The following is a 15,541-nucleotide window of genomic DNA, read 5'->3' on the forward strand; positions in this document are numbered from 1 at the left end:
CGATGACCCGTACCGACAGCGACACCTGGGACCTGGCCTCGAGCGTGGGCGCGACCGCCACGATGGTGGCGACCGCCCGCGCCCTGGCGACGAAGGAAGCCGAACCGCTCATTCGCGATCCGTACGCCGATCCGCTGGTGCGGGCCGTCGGCGTCGAGTTCTTCATCAAGCTGCTCGACGGGCAGGTCGATCTCAGCGGCGAGGTCGGGACGGCCGCCGCCATGATGACCAACCTGATGGCGGTGCGGACGAAGTTCTTCGACGACTTCTTCACCACCGCGGGTGACGCCGGCATCCGGCAGGCCGTCATCCTCGCCGCCGGACTGGACTCGCGCGCCTACCGGTTGGACTGGCCGGCCGGCACCGTCGTCTACGAGATCGACCAGCCCGAGGTGATCGCCGCCAAGACCGGGACCATGGCACAGATCGGGGCCACCCCGACGTGCGAACGCCGCACCGTGGCGATCGACCTGCGCGAGGACTGGCCGGCCGCACTGCGCGCCGCCGGATTCGACCCGTCGGCACCGACGGCCTGGATCGCCGAGGGGCTGCTGATCTATCTGCCGCCCGAGGCGCAGGACAAGCTGTTCGACAACATCACCGCACTGTCGGCGCCGGGCAGCCGCCTGGCCACGGAGTTCCACACCGACCACGGCGCCGGCATGCGTGAGCGCGGTGCCGCCATGAGCGAGCGGTGGCGCGGCGCCGGTCTCGACCTCAACCTGACCGACCTCTGGTACCAGGGCGAGCGCACCTCGGTGGTCGAGCACCTGGACGCCAGCGGCTGGAATACCACGGCCCGCCCGCGCCTTGAAGTTTTCGCGGAGTACGGCCGTCCCCTCGCCGAGACAGAAGACACTGCGGCACTGCGTAATTCCCTGTCCGTGACGGCCACCAAGAACTAGGAGCTGGCAACCAATGACACGAACCGACGGAGATTCCTGGGACCTGGCGTCCAGCGTGGGGGCCACCGCGACCATGGTCGCCGGGCAACGTGCCTTCGCCCACCGCGAGCAACTGATCAACGACCCGTACGCCGAGCCGCTGGTGCGCGCCGTCGGGCTGGACTTCTTCACCAAGGCGCTGGACGGCGACATCGACCTCAGCGCCGTCAACCCGGCGTTCACGCCGCGGCGCGCGGCGGAGGGCATGACGGTACGCACCCGCTGGTTCGACCAGCTGTTCCTCGACGCGGCCGCGGCCGGCGTCCGACAGGCCGTGATCCTGGCCGCCGGTCTGGACGCGCGCGCCTACCGGCTGCCCTGGCCCGACGGCACGGTCGTCTTCGAGGTGGACCAGCCCGAGGTCATCGAGTTCAAGTCGACGACGCTCGCCGGCCTCGGCGCCACCCCCACCGCAACCCGCCGCACCGTCGCCGTCGACCTGCGCGACGACTGGATGCAGGCATTGCGGGACAACGGTTTTGACCCCGAAGCGCCAACGGCGTGGATCGCCGAAGGGCTGTTGATCTACCTGCCGCCGGAAGCCCAGGACCGGTTGTTCGACAACATCACCGCGCTGTCGGCGCCCGGCAGTTTCGTGGCTACCGAGCAGGTCGGCGATCTGAGCTCCGCGTTCGACGACGAGCGCATGCAGCAGATGCGCGATCGGATGAAGGCCCTGGGTTCGAACATCGAGATGGCCGACCTCATCTACCAGGGCGACCGCAACCATGTCACCGACTACCTGACGAGCCTCGGCTGGGACGTCACCGCGCGGACGGTCGAAGAGGCGCACGCCGACAACGGTTTCCAGTACCCGGACGACGAGTTGTCCCGGGCCTGGACTCAGCTCAAGTATGTCCGCGCGGTCCTGAACCGGAAGGCCTGACCGCGATGGCACGGACACACGGAGACAGCTGGGACCTGGCATCGAGTGTGGGCGCGACGGCGACGCTGGTCGCGACGGGGCGCGCGATCGCCAGCACCCACGACCACGGTCTGATCGACGATCCGTTCGCGGCGCCGCTGGTGCGCGCCGTCGGGATCGAGGCGTTCACCAAGATGGTCGACGGCGAACTGGACCTGGCCGTCCTGGATGCTGTCGCCCCGGATGCAGCGACACGGGCGCGGGCCAACATCGATGAAATGGCCGTGCGAACAAGGTTTTTCGACGACTACTTCATCGCATCCTCCGAACGCGGCATCCGGCAGGCGGTGATCCTGGCCTCGGGCCTGGACGCGCGCGCGTACCGACTGCCGTGGCCCGACGGCACCGTGGTCTACGAGATCGACCAGCCCGACGTCATCGAGTTCAAGACCCGGACCCTGGCCGGCCTCGGCGCGGAGCCGACTGCGCAGCGCCGGACCGTTTCGATCGATCTGCGGGAGGACTGGCCTGCGGCGTTGCGGGCAGCCGGTTTTGATCCCAGCCTCGCGACGGCATGGTTGGCCGAAGGGCTGCTGATCTATCTGCCGCCGGAAGCCCAGGACAAGCTCTTCGACACCATCCACGAGCTCAGCGCTCCCGGCAGCGCCGTGGCCACCGAATTCGTGCCGGGCCTCAAGGCTTTCGACGCCGACAAGGCGCGCGAGGCCGCCGCGGGATTCCAGCAGCTCGGCTTGAACATGGATATGCCGTCGCTGGTCTACCACGGCGAAAGGCACTCCGCCGCAGACTATCTGGCGGCCAAGGGCTGGCAGACGACCGGCATCGGCCGGGTGGATCTGCATGCCCGGCACGGCCTGACGGCAACGGTCCTCGGCGACGACGACCCGATGCGCGAGATCATCTACATCAGCGGCACTCTCGGCTGAGCGGCTAAAAGCGGTAGTCCCCCAGCCAGAGAGCGCTGACCCCGGTCATCGACCGCTCGGCCTGGCCGAGGGCACCGACCAGCGACCGGCCGAGCAGTGCCGCGACCGCTTCCGGCAGCGACGCCGCGGCGGGCTGTGAGGAGGCCTTGGGCCGCACGTGATCCAGCAGTGACGAGCCCGGGTAGTTGACGACCTTGGCCGTCGTGTCGGGATCGAGCCCGGCCAGCACCTTGGCCCGGCGAATCGCGGTCCGCAGCCCACCGAGTTCGTCGACCAGGCCGTGTTCCAGCGCGTCGGCGCCGGTCCAGATGCGGCCGCGCGCCACCTGCTCGACGGCCTCGACCGGCAGGCTGCGGCCCTCGGCGACGCGTGCCACGAAGTCGGTGTAGAAGAGGTCCGCCTCGGCCACCACGTGCGCATGCTGGGCCTCGGTGAAGGGCTGATTAGCCGACCAGGCATCGGCATTCTCGTTGGTACGCACGGCATCCGACCCGACACCGAGCCGTTCCTTGAGCCCCTTGGTGACGAGCTTTCCGGTGACCACACCGATCGATCCGGTAATGGTGCCGGCGTTGGCGACGATGTGGTCGGCCGCCATCGACACGTAGTAACCGCCCGACGCGGCGACCGCACCCATCGACGCGACGACCGGCTTACCCGCCTCGCGCAGCCGCGCCACCTCGCGCCAGATGGTCTCCGAACCCGTGACCGCGCCACCCGGACTGTCCACACGCAGCACGACGGCTGCGACGTCGTCGTCCGCGGCGGCTTCCCGCAGGGCGGCGGCGATGGTGTCGCCGCCGACGCTCGACGGTCCGGGAGGGAAGGCGCTCGGGCCGCCCCGGCCACTGACGATGGGGCCCGCCATGGTGACCACGGCAATGGTCGGCTTGTGTTTGCGGCCCGGCAGCGGCGGCACCTCGGGCAGCGTGTGGCCGGCGGTGGCCTTGGCGTACCGGGACAGGAACAACCGCGGTGGCGCGTCCTCGCCGTCGGATTCCGCTGTGCCACCGGTCAATTCGCCGACCCGGGCGTACGCTTCGTCGCGGAAACCGATGCGGTCGACCAGCTTGGCCGCGAGCGCGGCGTCGCGCAGCAGCGGCGCCCGGTCGACCAGGGCGTCGAGCTCGCCGGCGTCGACACCGCGGGACGCCGCGATGGCGGTCAGCACCTGGGCGTGCAGGCTCTCGATGAGCCGACCGTCGGCCTCGCGGTGCGGCTCGGTGTAGCGGTCCTGCGTGAACATGTTGGCCGCCGACTTGTACTCACCGCGCGCCACGAACTGCGCCTCGATACCGGCCTTGTCGAACGCGTCGCGCAGGAACAGCGCATTGGTCGCGAAACCCACCAACCCGACGGTGCCCGACGGCTGCATCCACACTTCCCGGAACGCCGAGGCCAGGTAGTACGACATGGTCCCCGGGTAGGTCTCGGCCCATGCGATCGACGGCTTGATGGCGCTGAACGCGGCGATGGCGTCACGCAGCTCCTGCACCGGACCCGCTGCGGCAGCGGGCAATTGAACCCGGGCGATCAGTCCGGCCACCCGCTTGTCGTCGGCTGCGCGGTGGATGGCGGCCACGGCGTCGCGCAGCACGAGCGGCCGCGCGTTGCCCATGACGAAGGCGATCGGGTCGAAGCCGGCGGTCTCCGGCGGCACGGCCTGCAAGTCGAGTTCCAGTACGCAGCCGTTGGGCACGCCGTGGTGACGCGCCGTGTCGACTTTACGGACCAGGGCACGCAACTCATCGGGGCCGGGAAGACCGGGCAGGCTTGGCCGGAAAGCAAACATGTTCCGAGCCTACCGATTCGCCGTCGCATGCCGAGCCGACGCAAAACTGTCCATTTCGTGCCCGGTTTCGACAGTTTTGCGTCTCCTCGCGGGTGATGATCGACGCCATGGTGCTCAAGGTCTCCGTCTCCCCTGATCTGGTCCACGGCGATGCCGACGACGGCTACGGCAAGGTCGCCGACGCGTTCCGGGCCAACTTCGCGGCCGGGGGCGAGGTCGGCGCCGCGCTGTGCGTCTACCGCGACGGCCGCAAGGTCGTCGACATGTGGGGCGGCTACCGCGACGGCATCAGCCGGGCGCCGTGGCAGGCCGACACCATGGTCAACATGTTCTCGTCAACGAAAGGTGTTGCCGCCCTAGCCGTTGCGCACGCGGTGTCGAAAGGGCTCTTCGATTACGACGAGCGGGTCAGCACGTACTGGCCCGAGTTCGCCGCGCAGGACAAGGGCGACGTCACCGTGCGTCAGCTGCTGGCGCACCAGGCGGGCCTGTGCGTCCTGACTCCCAACCCGCTGCTGTCCGACATCGCCGACCCGGTGCGACTCTCCGCCATCCTCGCCGCGCAGAAACCCGCATGGACGCCCGGCACCCGGCACGGGTATCACGCCATCACCATCGGCTGGTACGAGTCCGAGCTGATCCGTCGCACCGACGGCCGTACACTCGGCCGCTATCTCGCCGAGGAGATCACCGGGCCGGCGGGCCTCGACCTGTACATCGGTCTGCCGGACTCGGTCGACCGCAACCGCATTGCCACGCTGCACCATTGGCAGCGATACGAGTCCTTGCGGCACCTCGACGTCATGCCGGCCGGGTTCCTGATCGGCAGCCTCAACCCGCGCGGCTTGCTGGCCAGAACCGCCGCCATCCCCGCCGACATCGACCCCTACGCCGGCGACTACAACACCGACAAGGTGCGCCGCGTCGAGATCCCGTCCGCCAACGGCACCGGCACGGCGCGCGCACTGGCCGGCCTCTACGGCGCCGCGGCGACCGGCGGGAGCGAAATAGGTTTCACCCCAGAGACTTTCGATGCATTGATCGCCCCGCCGCGCAATCCGTCGGGCGGCACCCGGGACAAGGTGATGCGCGCCGAGATCGCCTACGCACTCGGCTTCTGCAAGCCGATCCCGACGTTCGCGTTCGGCTCGTCCGGAAAGGCGTTCGGCACCCCCGGCTTCGGTGGCTCGTTCGGCTTCGCCGACCCCGACACCGGCGTCGGATTCGGCTACGTGATGAACCGGCTCGGCTTCCATCTGGTCAGCGATCCCCGCGAACTCGCGGTGCGCCAGGCCCTCTTCCACGACGTCCTGGGTGCCCGGTCGCAGAGCTAGCTGCCGGACCAGGGCCGCCCAAACTGAGCTTGTGTGCCAATTCCGCGACGAACTTGGCACACAAGCTCAGTCTCGGCGGACACAAAAAGGGAGCCCCGGCCGAAGGCCGAGACTCCCTTTTTTGCGAAACAGTTACAGCTCGGTCGCGCTACCACCGGCAGCGGTGATCGCCTCACGGGCGCTACCGCTGAACTTGTTGGCGGTGACGTCGACCTTGACGGCCAGCTTGCCGTCGCCGAGCACCTTGACCAGGGTGTTCTTGCGAACCAGGCCCGCGGCCACCAGCTCGTCCACACCGACGGTGCCGCCCTGCGGGAACGCCTTGGCGAGGTCGCCGACGTTCACCACCGCGTACTCCGTGCGGAAGCGGTTGCGGAAGCCCTTGAGCTTCGGCAGACGCATGTGGATCGGCATCTGGCCACCCTCGAACGTCACGGGGACGTTCTTGCGGGCCTTGGTGCCCTTGGTACCACGACCAGCGGTCTTACCCTTGGAGCCCTCACCACGACCGACGCGGGTCTTGGCCTTCTTGGACCCCGCGGCCGGCTTGAGGTCGTGCAGCTTGATGACGCTCATTTACGCCTCCTCAACCGTGACGAGGTGGTTGACCACCGCGAGCAGACCACGGGTCTGCGCGTTGTCCTCGCGAACGACGGACTGGCGGATCTTGCGCAATCCCAGCGTCCGCAGGCTCTCGCGCTGCTTCCACCGGGCACCCACGGTGCCACGCACCTGGGTGATCTTCAGTTCAGCCATGATTATGCCGATCCTTCACGCGCTGCCGAGGCGGCGAGCGCTTCTGCCTCACGCCGGGCCCGCAGCATGCCGGCCGGCGCAACATCTTCGATGGGCAGGCCACGACGGGCCGCCACTTCCTCCGGACGCTGCAGCTGCTTCAGCGCGGCAACGGTGGCGTGCACCACGTTGATCGCGTTGTCGCTGCCCAGCGACTTGGCCAGGATGTCGTGCACGCCGGCGCATTCCAGCACCGCACGCGCCGCACCACCGGCGATCACACCGGTACCCGGGCTGGCCGGACGCAGCATCACGACACCGGCAGCGGCCTCGCCCTGAACCGGGTGCACGATGGTGCCACCGATCAGCGGGACGCGGAAGAAGCCCTTGCGAGCCTCCTCGACACCCTTGGCGATGGCGGCCGGAACTTCCTTGGCCTTGCCGTAGCCGACGCCCACCATGCCATGGCCGTCACCGACGATCACCAGCGCGGTGAAGCTGAAGCGCCGACCACCCTTGACCACCTTCGAAACGCGGTTGATGGTGACAACGCGCTCGATGTAGTTGCTCTTCTCACCGCGGTCATCGCCACGGCCACGGCCACCACGGTCGTCGCGACGGCCACGGCCGTCACGGTCGCCGCGGCCACCACGGTTGTCCTGCGCCGAACCGGCGCCAGCCTGGTCGGCCATCATGCAGTCCTTCCGGTCATCTTCAAGTAAGTCATTAGAACGTCAACCCGCTTTCACGAGCGGCGTCGGCGAGCGCGGCGATCCGGCCGCCGTAGCTGTAGCCACCGCGGTCGAAAACGACCTCGGAGATGCCGGCAGCCTTGGCGCGCTCGGCGATCAGCTGACCCACGCGGGTGCTGACGGCCTTCTTGTCACCGTCGACGGCACGCACGTCGGCCTCGATGGACGACGCGGCGGCCAGCGTGGTGCCGGTCAGGTCGTCGATCACCTGGACGTGGATGTGCCGCGAGGAGCGGTTGACCATCAGGCGCGGACGCTCGGCGGTGCCGGCGACCTTCTTGCGCAGACGGGCGTGACGACGCAGACGCGCCACCCGACGGGTCTCAGAGATGTTCTGGCCCAACGGCTTACGCTTGTCAGTCTCAGTGTTGGCCATTGCTACTTACCTGTCTTTCCGACCTTGCGGCGGATCTGCTCACCCTCGTAGCGAATGCCCTTGCCCTTGTACGGGTCGGGGCGACGCAGGCGGCGGATGACTGCCGAGATCTGGCCGACTTTCTGCTTGTCGATGCCGGACACCGAGAACTTCGTCGGGGTCTCGACTGCGAACGTGATGCCCTCGGGGGCCTCGATCAGCACCGGGTGGCTGTAGCCGAGCGCGAACTCCAGGTTCGAGCCCTTGGCCTGCACGCGGTAACCGACGCCGAAGATTTCCATCTTGGTGGTGTAGCCCTGCGTCACACCGGTCACCAGGTTGGCGATCAGGGTGCGGGACAGTCCGTGCAGCGAGCGGTTGCGACGCTCGTCGTTCGGACGGGTGACCACGATGGCACCTTCGTCATTGCGCGACACCTCGAGCGGCTCAGCGACATCCAGCGTCAGGGTGCCCTTGGGGCCCTTGACCGCGACGTTCTGGCCGTCGATGGTCACATCGACACCGGCCGGCACAACGACCGGCTGCTTACCAATACGCGACATGTTTTCTGCCCCCTACCAGACGTAAGCGAGGACTTCGCCGCCCACGCCCTGTCGAGCTGCCTGGCGGTCGGTGAGCAGGCCGGAGGACGTGGAGATGATCGCCACGCCCAGGCCACCCAGAACCCGCGGCAGGTTGGTGGATTTCGCGTACACCCGCAGACCGGGCTTGGACACCCGGCGGAGGCCGGCGATGCTGCGCTCGCGGCTCGGGCCGTACTTGAGGGACACAACGAGGCTCTTGCCCACGCGGGCGTCCTCGGTGCGGTAGTCAGTGATGTAACCCTCCTTCTTGAGGATCTCGGCGATGTTCGCCTTGATCTTCGAGTGGGGCAGGGTCACCTCGTCGTGGTACGCCGAGTTGGCGTTGCGCAGACGTGTCAAGAAGTCTGCGATCGGATCCGTCATTGTCATGACAGCGTTGATCAACCTTTCTCGCTGCGGTTCCCATACATCACGCCCGTGCCGGTTCCACCTTGCGGTGGCTTGGCACGTCACATCGTGGGCCTGCTACGAAGTGTTTTCCCTTATCTGACCGAGGTCGGTCAGGGGTCGTGCATCAGTAGTGCAATCCAGCTTCAGAAGGCACATGCCGATCGGCCATTGGACGAAAACGCCCATGGCAACCTGCCCAGTGTAGACAATGCGCAGCTCAGGGCCAAATCCGTGCTTTCCCGGGCTCGCGGAGCCAGTTCGTGCCACGAATGTGCATCCAGATCACCGGATCCACACTTTTCGCGATCCCTGCGCACATTCACGAAGTCGCCTCACCACGTGGCGCGGCGAATGTGCACAGAGACCGCGGATCCGCCGTTCTGGACGATCTGTGTGCACGCTCGACGAGCCGCGCGCCCCGCAGAACGCAAAAGCCGCCCCGGTCACCAGGACCGGGGCGGCTTTCTACAGCGTCATGAGACGGGCAGAGTCACCAGCTGGACTTCTGCACGCCGGGCAGCTCGCCGGCGTGGGCCATCTCCCGCAGGCAGATTCGGCACAGGCCGAACTTGCGGAACACCGAGTGCGGGCGACCGCACTTGTTGCAGCGGGTGTAGCCACGCACCGCGAACTTCGGCTTCTTGTTGGCCTTGTTGACCAGAGCCTTCTTTGCCATTGTCAGTTCTCCTTGAACGGGAAGCCCAGGGCCCGCAGCAACGCACGGCCTTCGTCGTCAGTGGTGGCCGAGGTGACGACCGTGATGTCCATGCCGCGGGGGCGGTCGATCGAGTCGACGTCGATCTCGTGGAACATCGACTGCTCGTTGAGGCCGAAGGTGTAGTTGCCGCTGCCGTCGAACTGCTTGGCCGACAGACCGCGGAAGTCGCGGATACGGGGCAGAGCGATGGAGATCAGGCGGTCCAGGAACTCCCACATGCGGTCGCCACGCAGGGTGACGCGGCAGCCGATCGGCATGCCCTCACGCAGCTTGAACTGCGCGATGGACTTACGGGCCTTGCGGATTTCCGGCTTCTGGCCGGTGATCAGCGTCAGGTCGTTGACCGCGCCGTTGATCAGCTTGGCGTCGCGGGCGGCGTCACCGACACCCATGTTGACGACAACCTTGACCACGCCGGGGATCTGCATGACGTTGGCGTAGTTGAATTCGTTGTTGAGCGCGTCGCGGATCTCTTCGCGGTAACGCGTCTTCAGCCGGGGCTGAGTGTTTTCCACAGTGGTCATCTCAGATGTCCTTGCCATTGCGCTTAGAGATACGGACCTTCTTGCCGCTCTCCTCATCGACGCGGTAGCCGATGCGGGTCGCGTTGCCGTCGGAGTCGACCACCATCACGTTGGAAACGTGGATCGGCGCCTCCTGGGTGACGATGCCACCCGACGATGCACCGCGCTCGTTCTGCGACTGCGCAGTGTGCTTCTTGATCCGGTTGACGCCCTCAACGAGCACCTTGTTGCGGGTCGGGTAGGCCTCGATGACCTTGCCCTTGGCACCCTTGTCCTTGCCGGCGATGACCAGCACGGTGTCGCCCTTGTGCACCTTCATCACAAAACCTCCGGGGCCAGCGAGACGATCTTCATGAACTTCTTCTCGCGCAGTTCGCGACCGACCGGCCCGAAGATGCGGGTACCGCGGGGGTCATTGTCGTTCTTGATGATGACGGCGGCGTTCTCGTCGAACTTGATGTAGCTGCCGTCCGGCCGGCGGCGCTCCTTGACGGTGCGCACGACGACGGCCTTGACCACGTCACCACGCTTGACGTTGCCGCCCGGGATGGCGTCCTTGACGGTCGCCACGATGATGTCGCCGATGCCGGCGTAGCGCCGCGACGAGCCACCGAGCACGCGGATGCAAAGGATTTCCTTTGCGCCCGTGTTGTCGGCGACCTTGAGTCGCGATTCCTGCTGAATCACTCGATCTCCTGACCTGGGTTTTGTATGCACGCCAGATACCGACCTGGACGTGCGCGGTCTTGTTGTCCAAGGGCACGCAGAGTCAGCGTGTGACCGGGGTCTGCCCTGGGCAACCCCTACATACTAGGCGAGCAGCCAGAACGCTCCAAATCGCTGCCCAATGACTGCTCATCTCTCCCGCGAGCGACCGTGTTTGTACGGCAACACGCCGCGGCAAGCGTGCGTTCAGGGGCCCCTCACACGCGACGAGGGCGACGTTTCCGTCGCCCTCGTCCAGTTATCCAAACCTTGCGTCAGCCGACGACACCCCAGCCCAGGACGCGCGACGTCAGCAGCACCAGCGCCAACGACACCGTCGCCACCACGACGAGGCCGATCACCGCGACGACGAGCGGGCGCCAGCCGGTCCGCGCGATCTGCCGGAAGTCGGTGGACAGCCCGACGCCCGCGAAGGTCAGCAGGAACGCCCACTTGGACACCGCAGCCAGGTTCGCGACCTGTCCCTTGCTCAACAGCCCCGCGGTGACGACGGCCGAGACCGCGAGGAAACCGAGCACGAACTTCGGGAACTTCTGCCACACGAACGCGGCCTTGGCACGCACACCGGAGGCGACGGCGTCGGCCTCGCCCTTGGCGGCCCAATAGAAGGCGAAGCCGAGGACGACGAAGCCGATGAGTGCGTTGCGCACCGACTTCACCAGGACGGCGGTCTTGCCCGCTTCGTCGGAGAAGAGGTACCCCGTGGCCGTGGTTTCGGCGGTGTTGTCGACCGCGAGTCCGGCCCACAGTCCGAATTCGTGGTCGGTCAGCCCGATGGCGTGGCCCAGCGGCGGCAGCACGAACAGCGCGACGGCGCCGAGCGCCAGGATCGAGGCGATGGCGTAGCTGACGTCGGAGTTACGCGCCCGGATGGCGCCCTTGGCCGCGATGATCGCCGAGACCCCGCAGATCGATGTCCCGATGGCCAGCAGCGAGCCGAGCTTGCCGGACAGTCCGAACCACCGGGCCGCGGCGAGAATGATTGCGCCCGCGACGGTCATATCGATCAGGATCTGCACCAGGCTGGTGGCGCCGAGCTTGAGGACGTCGCCGAGGACGAACCGCGCACCCAATAGGACGATGCCGACCTTCAGCCAGAACTCGTAGGTGCCGACGCCGGGACGAAAAATACGGTGCAGGCCAACGGTATTGGTGATGATCAACCCGAAAACGATGGCCCACAGCACATATTCGATGTCGGGCACGTGCCAGTGCTGGTGCTTGGCCAGCGCCAGCCAGCCGATCTGGGCGTACTTGCCGGCCAGGCCCACCGCGATCAGCAGCAGCAGGCCGGGCACGTAGTCGAGGAATCTGCGAGCGCCCGTGGCTTCGGTGTGATCGCCCGATTCGACGTGGTCGGTATCAGCCGCATCGACAGTCATCGCGTCACCAGCCGATCTTCGGCAGCACGCCGGCCACCGCCAGTGCCGTCACGGCGAGACCCAGAATTGTTGCCCACCAGTCAGTTCCGACGCGGCTCAGCCAGCCTTGCGTCGCGTCGTTCTCAGTCATCACGCCTCTCCCGTCACCGATGTTGGGCTCATGGTGGCGGGCGCCGGGCCGCCTGCACAGGGATCTGCTCGCGCTGAATCTGAATGGAACCGCAGGTCAGCCGAGAATCGCGTGCGAATCGGCTGAACAGCGGCCGAGCGGTGGCCTTATCGATGATCGTCGGCGGAATTGTGTTGGCGCTTGACCAATCTTGAGCAGTGAGTGGCAGCCCCGCTCAGCCCAGCCGAATACCGAAGTCCCCCAGCAGGACCGACTTGGCCGCATCGATGCCCTTCGAACCGGCGGGTCCCTGCAACTGCAGCGCGATGAGGTAATCCCCGTTGTTGGTCCACACGTGCACGATGCGGTCGACGTAGTCGCTACCAGAGCCAGGCTTCTCGGCGAGCACGCCCATCAGCTTCTGCCCGCTGTACCCGCACAATTCGTCGGGCAGGATGCTGACGCTGTTGAATTCATGGCCCGCCGTGCGCGCGTCGGCATATCCCTGGAACGCCGCGGCGGCATCCTGCGGCGTGGGCGTGATTTTCACGGTGCCGGTCAGGCCGTCGGGGCCGGTCAGGTTCAGCGCGACATCACCGGACGGCGGCGCCCCCTGACCGAATCCGTCGGGCACCGCGACGACGACGGTCGGCGAGCCGGGCGCTCCGGTGGTCGCGGTCATCGTCTGTGCGGGCGGGCTCGGCGGATCGCAGACCTGCTACCCTGCCGCGACAGGGCGTTTGGTGGTTTCGACGACCCCGTACGTCGGCAGGTCGGGCATCTTCGATCCGGACGCCGTCGTCGTCGACGACGACGGAGCAGACGTACTGGTGGCCGTGGTCGTGGTGCCGTCGGATTTGGTTGCAGTGGTGGGCTTCTCGTCGGTCTTACCGCCGCAGGCTCCCAACAGCACGGCCGCCGACACCGCGGCGACGCACCGGATGATCGGTCCGCTCATCTCAGTCCCCTAGTCCTTGCAGAACGCCTTGGCCAGTTCCTGTTCGACGTCAATGTACGGCGTACCCGAGATGTCGACGACGACTTTGGCGATGGTGCCGCCGACAAACGGAAACGGGGCCCGGTAGCGGTTCGACACCGGCTGGCCCGCGTTGCGCCCGACGGCGACGCCGCCCCCGGCGAGACCGAAGGTGCCGGGGTGGGCGCGGATATCCGGGCGGGTTGCCACCACCGCGTCGTCGATTCGAAGTTCGACGGTGCCGAGCGGCGTGTGGCTGCCTGCCACGGTGCCGGTGCGGTCGTAGTGGACGCCGAAAACGTGCCGTCCCAAGGGCAACGGATCGAGCGCGGACACCACCTGCTCGTCCTCGCCCATGAAGTTGTAGACGTACTGCAGCCGGCCGTCCTGGACGAACAGCACATGTCCACCGTGGCCCGCGCCCTGCTTGAAGAGGACCCCTTCGGCGGCCGCCGATTCGACGTCGACCTCCGCCAGCACCGAGAACGACTGCCCCCGCAGCTCGACGCCGGCGCCGATACCCACCTCGGCGGTGCCCGGATAATAGGTGAAGGTCTGCCGATCCCGCATCAGGTAGGGGCGGTCGCGCAGCAGCGTCTCGAAGACGTTGAGGTCCGCCAGCGGCAGGCCGTTGTACTTGGCTGCCTCGGTGAACCAGAGTTCCTGCATTTCAGCCAGTTTCGCGGGATCCTCCGCGGCGAGGTCATGACATTGGCTGCGGTCTGATTCGATGTGGAACAGCTCCCAGCGGTCCTTGTCGAAGTGCGACCACCCCGACGGGGTGGCGGCGTGCACCGTGTTGGCGAACCAGCCGTCGTGCCAGATGCCCCGCGTGCCCAGCATCGCGTAGAACTGCGTCGTCTTGCCCGTGCCGGCGGCCGAATCTTCCAGGGCAGCCTTGAAACTCACGCCTTCGAGCGGCCGCTGCGGCACGCCGCGCACCTCGGTGGGTGGTTCGATATCCAGTAGGTCGTAGACCGTCGGGGTGATGTCGGCGACGTTGACGTAGTTGTCGCGCACCTCGCCATGTGCGGCGATTCCGTTGGGCCAGCTGATGATTGCGGTGTCCGCGATGCCGCCCTCGTGGGAGGCATAGCGCTTGAACAGCTTGTAGGGCGTGTTGAAGGCCATCGCCCAGCCGATCGGATAGTGGTTGTAGGTGTCCGGCGAACCCAGGGTGTCGAAGTACCGCATGCTCTCTTCGACGGTGTCGATGTAGCCGTTGAAGAACTTGTTCTCGTTGACCGAGCCGTTGGGGCCGCCTTCGCCGCTGGCCCCGTTGTCGGAGATGACGACGATGAGGGTGTTGTCCAGCTGGCCCGACTCCTCCAGATAGTCGAGAATCCGCCCGATCTGCGCATCGGTGTACGACAGGAAGCCGGCGAACACCTCGGCCATGCGGGCGAAAAGTCGCTTCTCATCGTCGCTCAGCCCATCCCACGGGCGTACGGTGTCCTGCAGCGGCCACGGCTCACCATTGGGCCCCTTGACATCCAGATACGGATTCATGGGCGAGAGCTCGGTATCCGGCGGCACGATGCCGATGCGCTTCTGATTTTCGAGCACCAGGTCGCGGTAGGCCTCGTAGCCCATGTCGAACGTGCCGGCGTACTTGTCGGCCCACTCCTTGAAGACGTGATGCGGGGCATGCCCGGCGCCCGGGCACACGTACGAGAACCACGGCTTGTCCGGGGCGATGACCTTGGCGTCCCGGATGAACTCGATGGTTTTGTCCGCCAGGTCTTTTGACAGGTGGTACCCCTCTTCGGGCGTGGCCGGCGGGGCGACCGGATGGTTGTCGTAGACCAGTTCGGGGTACCACTGGTCGGTCTCGCCGCCCATGAATCCGTAGAAGCGTTCGAAGCCGCGCGACAGCGGCCAATGCCGCTTGGTGGACGCGAGGTTCGACTCTTCCAGCGGCGTCAGGTGCCATTTGCCGACGCAGTAGGTGTTCCAGCCCCGCTCGGCCAACACCTCGGACAGCAATGCCGTCTCAAAAGGTATGCGGCCGTGGCAGTTCGGGAAGCCGTCGGTGAACTCCTCGATGGTGGCCATACCGACCGAGGTGGCATTGCGGCCCGTCAGCAGCGACGCCCGCGTCGGCGAACACAGGGCGGTGGTGTGGAACTGCGACAGCCGCACCCCCTTGTCCGCGATCCGGCGCATGGCCGGCATGTCGACGAGGCCGCCGAAGCAGTCCCAGGTCGCGATGCCGGTGTCGTCCCAGACCAGGTACAGCACGTTGGGCGCATCTGCCGGAGCGGTCGGCGCGGCGTACGGAGTCCAGTCGGGCTCCGAGTCGCGGATGTCGAGTTTGATCTTGCCCTGGAATTCAGTTGCCATGACGCCTCGTCCCGGTCTGCGCGCGCCGATCTCGGCGGTCGCCC

At 66.9% G+C, this 15,541-nt stretch carries 20 protein-coding genes; 4 read left to right on the forward strand and 16 right to left on the reverse strand.

The window, feature by feature from the left end; all coding sequences use genetic code 11:
- Nucleotides 1-2: 2 nt before the first annotated feature.
- The 3 genes from VXD91_RS29695 to VXD91_RS29705 are packed head-to-tail and all read left to right on the forward strand — an operon-like array spanning nucleotide 3 to nucleotide 2,756.
- The gene (locus VXD91_RS29695) at nucleotides 3-905 is read left to right on the forward strand and encodes a class I SAM-dependent methyltransferase (RefSeq protein ID WP_064858376.1); all 903 of its coding nucleotides are present in this window, start codon (nucleotides 3-5) and stop codon (nucleotides 903-905) included.
- Nucleotides 906-918: 13 nt separating this feature from the next.
- Nucleotides 919-1,830, forward strand: coding sequence for a class I SAM-dependent methyltransferase (locus tag VXD91_RS29700; RefSeq protein ID WP_346417071.1), 912 nt, complete (start codon nucleotides 919-921; stop codon nucleotides 1,828-1,830).
- A gap of 5 nt (nucleotides 1,831-1,835) precedes the next feature.
- On the forward strand, nucleotides 1,836-2,756 hold the full coding sequence (locus tag VXD91_RS29705) for a class I SAM-dependent methyltransferase (RefSeq protein ID WP_346417072.1): 921 nt from the start codon (nucleotides 1,836-1,838) through the stop codon (nucleotides 2,754-2,756).
- Between the two features lie 4 nt (nucleotides 2,757-2,760).
- Here the strand turns inward: VXD91_RS29705 and sppA are convergent, their stop codons facing one another.
- The gene (gene sppA / locus VXD91_RS29710; RefSeq protein WP_346417073.1) at nucleotides 2,761-4,548 is read right to left on the reverse strand and encodes a signal peptide peptidase SppA; all 1,788 of its coding nucleotides are present in this window, start codon (nucleotides 4,546-4,548) and stop codon (nucleotides 2,761-2,763) included.
- A gap of 107 nt (nucleotides 4,549-4,655) precedes the next feature.
- Here sppA and VXD91_RS29715 point away from each other — a divergent pair, with 107 nt between their 5' ends.
- Nucleotides 4,656-5,882, forward strand: coding sequence for a serine hydrolase domain-containing protein (locus tag VXD91_RS29715; RefSeq protein WP_346417168.1), 1,227 nt, complete (start codon nucleotides 4,656-4,658; stop codon nucleotides 5,880-5,882).
- Between the two features lie 132 nt (nucleotides 5,883-6,014).
- Here VXD91_RS29715 and rplO read toward each other — a convergent pair whose 3' ends face one another.
- The 15 genes from rplO to VXD91_RS29790 form a co-directional block, all read right to left on the reverse strand.
- Nucleotides 6,015-6,458 carry a 50S ribosomal protein L15 gene (gene rplO, locus VXD91_RS29720; RefSeq protein WP_020101429.1) on the reverse strand — a complete coding sequence of 148 codons (444 nt, stop codon included), beginning with the start codon at nucleotides 6,456-6,458 and terminating at the stop codon, nucleotides 6,015-6,017.
- Nucleotides 6,459-6,638: a 50S ribosomal protein L30 gene (rpmD, locus tag VXD91_RS29725; RefSeq protein WP_020101428.1), complete on the reverse strand. Its 180-nt coding sequence runs from the start codon at nucleotides 6,636-6,638 to the stop codon at nucleotides 6,459-6,461.
- A 2-nt stretch (nucleotides 6,639-6,640) separates the two neighbouring features.
- Nucleotides 6,641-7,309 carry a 30S ribosomal protein S5 gene (rpsE, locus tag VXD91_RS29730; protein WP_029105211.1) on the reverse strand — a complete coding sequence of 223 codons (669 nt, stop codon included), beginning with the start codon at nucleotides 7,307-7,309 and terminating at the stop codon, nucleotides 6,641-6,643.
- 34 nt (nucleotides 7,310-7,343) lie between these two features.
- Entirely contained in the window at nucleotides 7,344-7,712 is a 369-nt protein-coding gene (gene rplR / locus VXD91_RS29735) for a 50S ribosomal protein L18 (protein ID WP_177127377.1), read from the reverse strand.
- A 35-nt stretch (nucleotides 7,713-7,747) separates the two neighbouring features.
- Entirely contained in the window at nucleotides 7,748-8,287 is a 540-nt protein-coding gene (rplF, locus tag VXD91_RS29740) for a 50S ribosomal protein L6 (RefSeq protein WP_138250446.1), read from the reverse strand.
- A gap of 12 nt (nucleotides 8,288-8,299) precedes the next feature.
- Nucleotides 8,300-8,698 (reverse strand): 30S ribosomal protein S8, encoded by a 399-nt coding sequence (rpsH, locus tag VXD91_RS29745; RefSeq protein ID WP_020101424.1) that lies wholly within the window; start codon nucleotides 8,696-8,698, stop codon nucleotides 8,300-8,302.
- A gap of 511 nt (nucleotides 8,699-9,209) precedes the next feature.
- A complete protein-coding gene (locus tag VXD91_RS29750) occupies nucleotides 9,210-9,395 on the reverse strand; it encodes a type Z 30S ribosomal protein S14 (RefSeq protein WP_005197641.1) in 186 nt (61 codons plus the stop codon).
- Between the two features lie 2 nt (nucleotides 9,396-9,397).
- Nucleotides 9,398-9,961 (reverse strand): 50S ribosomal protein L5, encoded by a 564-nt coding sequence (gene rplE / locus VXD91_RS29755; protein WP_020101422.1) that lies wholly within the window; start codon nucleotides 9,959-9,961, stop codon nucleotides 9,398-9,400.
- A 1-nt stretch (nucleotide 9,962) separates the two neighbouring features.
- The gene (rplX, locus tag VXD91_RS29760; protein ID WP_020101421.1) at nucleotides 9,963-10,280 is read right to left on the reverse strand and encodes a 50S ribosomal protein L24; all 318 of its coding nucleotides are present in this window, start codon (nucleotides 10,278-10,280) and stop codon (nucleotides 9,963-9,965) included.
- On the reverse strand, nucleotides 10,280-10,648 hold the full coding sequence (rplN, locus tag VXD91_RS29765) for a 50S ribosomal protein L14 (protein ID WP_020101420.1): 369 nt from the start codon (nucleotides 10,646-10,648) through the stop codon (nucleotides 10,280-10,282). The genes rplX and rplN overlap by 1 nt, the downstream gene beginning before the upstream one ends.
- A 293-nt stretch (nucleotides 10,649-10,941) precedes the next feature.
- Complete coding sequence (locus VXD91_RS29770) at nucleotides 10,942-12,069, reverse strand: YeiH family protein (RefSeq protein ID WP_346417074.1); 1,128 nt, start codon at nucleotides 12,067-12,069, stop codon at nucleotides 10,942-10,944.
- Nucleotides 12,070-12,073: 4 nt separating this feature from the next.
- Nucleotides 12,074-12,199 (reverse strand): hypothetical protein, encoded by a 126-nt coding sequence (locus VXD91_RS29775; protein WP_346417075.1) that lies wholly within the window; start codon nucleotides 12,197-12,199, stop codon nucleotides 12,074-12,076.
- Nucleotides 12,200-12,413: 214 nt separating this feature from the next.
- Nucleotides 12,414-12,860: a hypothetical protein gene (locus VXD91_RS29780; RefSeq protein ID WP_346417076.1), complete on the reverse strand. Its 447-nt coding sequence runs from the start codon at nucleotides 12,858-12,860 to the stop codon at nucleotides 12,414-12,416.
- Nucleotides 12,861-12,896: 36 nt separating this feature from the next.
- A complete protein-coding gene (locus VXD91_RS29785; RefSeq protein ID WP_346417077.1) occupies nucleotides 12,897-13,136 on the reverse strand; it encodes a hypothetical protein in 240 nt (79 codons plus the stop codon).
- Nucleotides 13,137-13,145: 9 nt separating this feature from the next.
- Complete coding sequence (locus tag VXD91_RS29790) at nucleotides 13,146-15,497, reverse strand: arylsulfatase (protein ID WP_346417078.1); 2,352 nt, start codon at nucleotides 15,495-15,497, stop codon at nucleotides 13,146-13,148.
- Nucleotides 15,498-15,541 lie beyond the last annotated feature (44 nt).

This window comes from Mycobacterium sp. SM3041 (assembly GCF_039668335.1).
Lineage (GTDB): Bacteria > Actinomycetota > Actinomycetes > Mycobacteriales > Mycobacteriaceae > Mycobacterium.

Coding starts and splice junctions, on each gene's coding strand:
- rplE (WP_020101422.1), bottom strand. CDS start 9,961: ATGACCACTGTGGAAAACACTCAGCCCCGGCTGAAGACGCGTTACCGC.
- VXD91_RS29775 (WP_346417075.1), bottom strand. CDS start 12,199: ATGACTGAGAACGACGCGACGCAAGGCTGGCTGAGCCGCGTCGGAACT.
- VXD91_RS29770 (WP_346417074.1), bottom strand. CDS start 12,069: ATGACTGTCGATGCGGCTGATACCGACCACGTCGAATCGGGCGATCAC.
- rplF (WP_138250446.1), bottom strand. CDS start 8,287: ATGTCGCGTATTGGTAAGCAGCCGGTCGTTGTGCCGGCCGGTGTCGAT.
- VXD91_RS29715 (WP_346417168.1), top strand. CDS start 4,656: ATGGTGCTCAAGGTCTCCGTCTCCCCTGATCTGGTCCACGGCGATGCC.
- VXD91_RS29695 (WP_064858376.1), top strand. CDS start 3: ATGACCCGTACCGACAGCGACACCTGGGACCTGGCCTCGAGCGTGGGC.
- rpsH (WP_020101424.1), bottom strand. CDS start 8,698: ATGACAATGACGGATCCGATCGCAGACTTCTTGACACGTCTGCGCAAC.
- rplO (WP_020101429.1), bottom strand. CDS start 6,458: ATGAGCGTCATCAAGCTGCACGACCTCAAGCCGGCCGCGGGGTCCAAG.
- rplX (WP_020101421.1), bottom strand. CDS start 10,280: ATGAAGGTGCACAAGGGCGACACCGTGCTGGTCATCGCCGGCAAGGAC.
- VXD91_RS29705 (WP_346417072.1), top strand. CDS start 1,836: ATGGCACGGACACACGGAGACAGCTGGGACCTGGCATCGAGTGTGGGC.
- rpmD (WP_020101428.1), bottom strand. CDS start 6,638: ATGGCTGAACTGAAGATCACCCAGGTGCGTGGCACCGTGGGTGCCCGG.
- rpsE (WP_029105211.1), bottom strand. CDS start 7,309: ATGGCCGACCAGGCTGGCGCCGGTTCGGCGCAGGACAACCGTGGTGGC.
- sppA (WP_346417073.1), bottom strand. CDS start 4,548: ATGTTTGCTTTCCGGCCAAGCCTGCCCGGTCTTCCCGGCCCCGATGAG.
- VXD91_RS29750 (WP_005197641.1), bottom strand. CDS start 9,395: ATGGCAAAGAAGGCTCTGGTCAACAAGGCCAACAAGAAGCCGAAGTTC.
- VXD91_RS29780 (WP_346417076.1), bottom strand. CDS start 12,860: ATGACCGCGACCACCGGAGCGCCCGGCTCGCCGACCGTCGTCGTCGCG.
- VXD91_RS29700 (WP_346417071.1), top strand. CDS start 919: ATGACACGAACCGACGGAGATTCCTGGGACCTGGCGTCCAGCGTGGGG.
- VXD91_RS29785 (WP_346417077.1), bottom strand. CDS start 13,136: ATGAGCGGACCGATCATCCGGTGCGTCGCCGCGGTGTCGGCGGCCGTG.
- VXD91_RS29790 (WP_346417078.1), bottom strand. CDS start 15,497: ATGGCAACTGAATTCCAGGGCAAGATCAAACTCGACATCCGCGACTCG.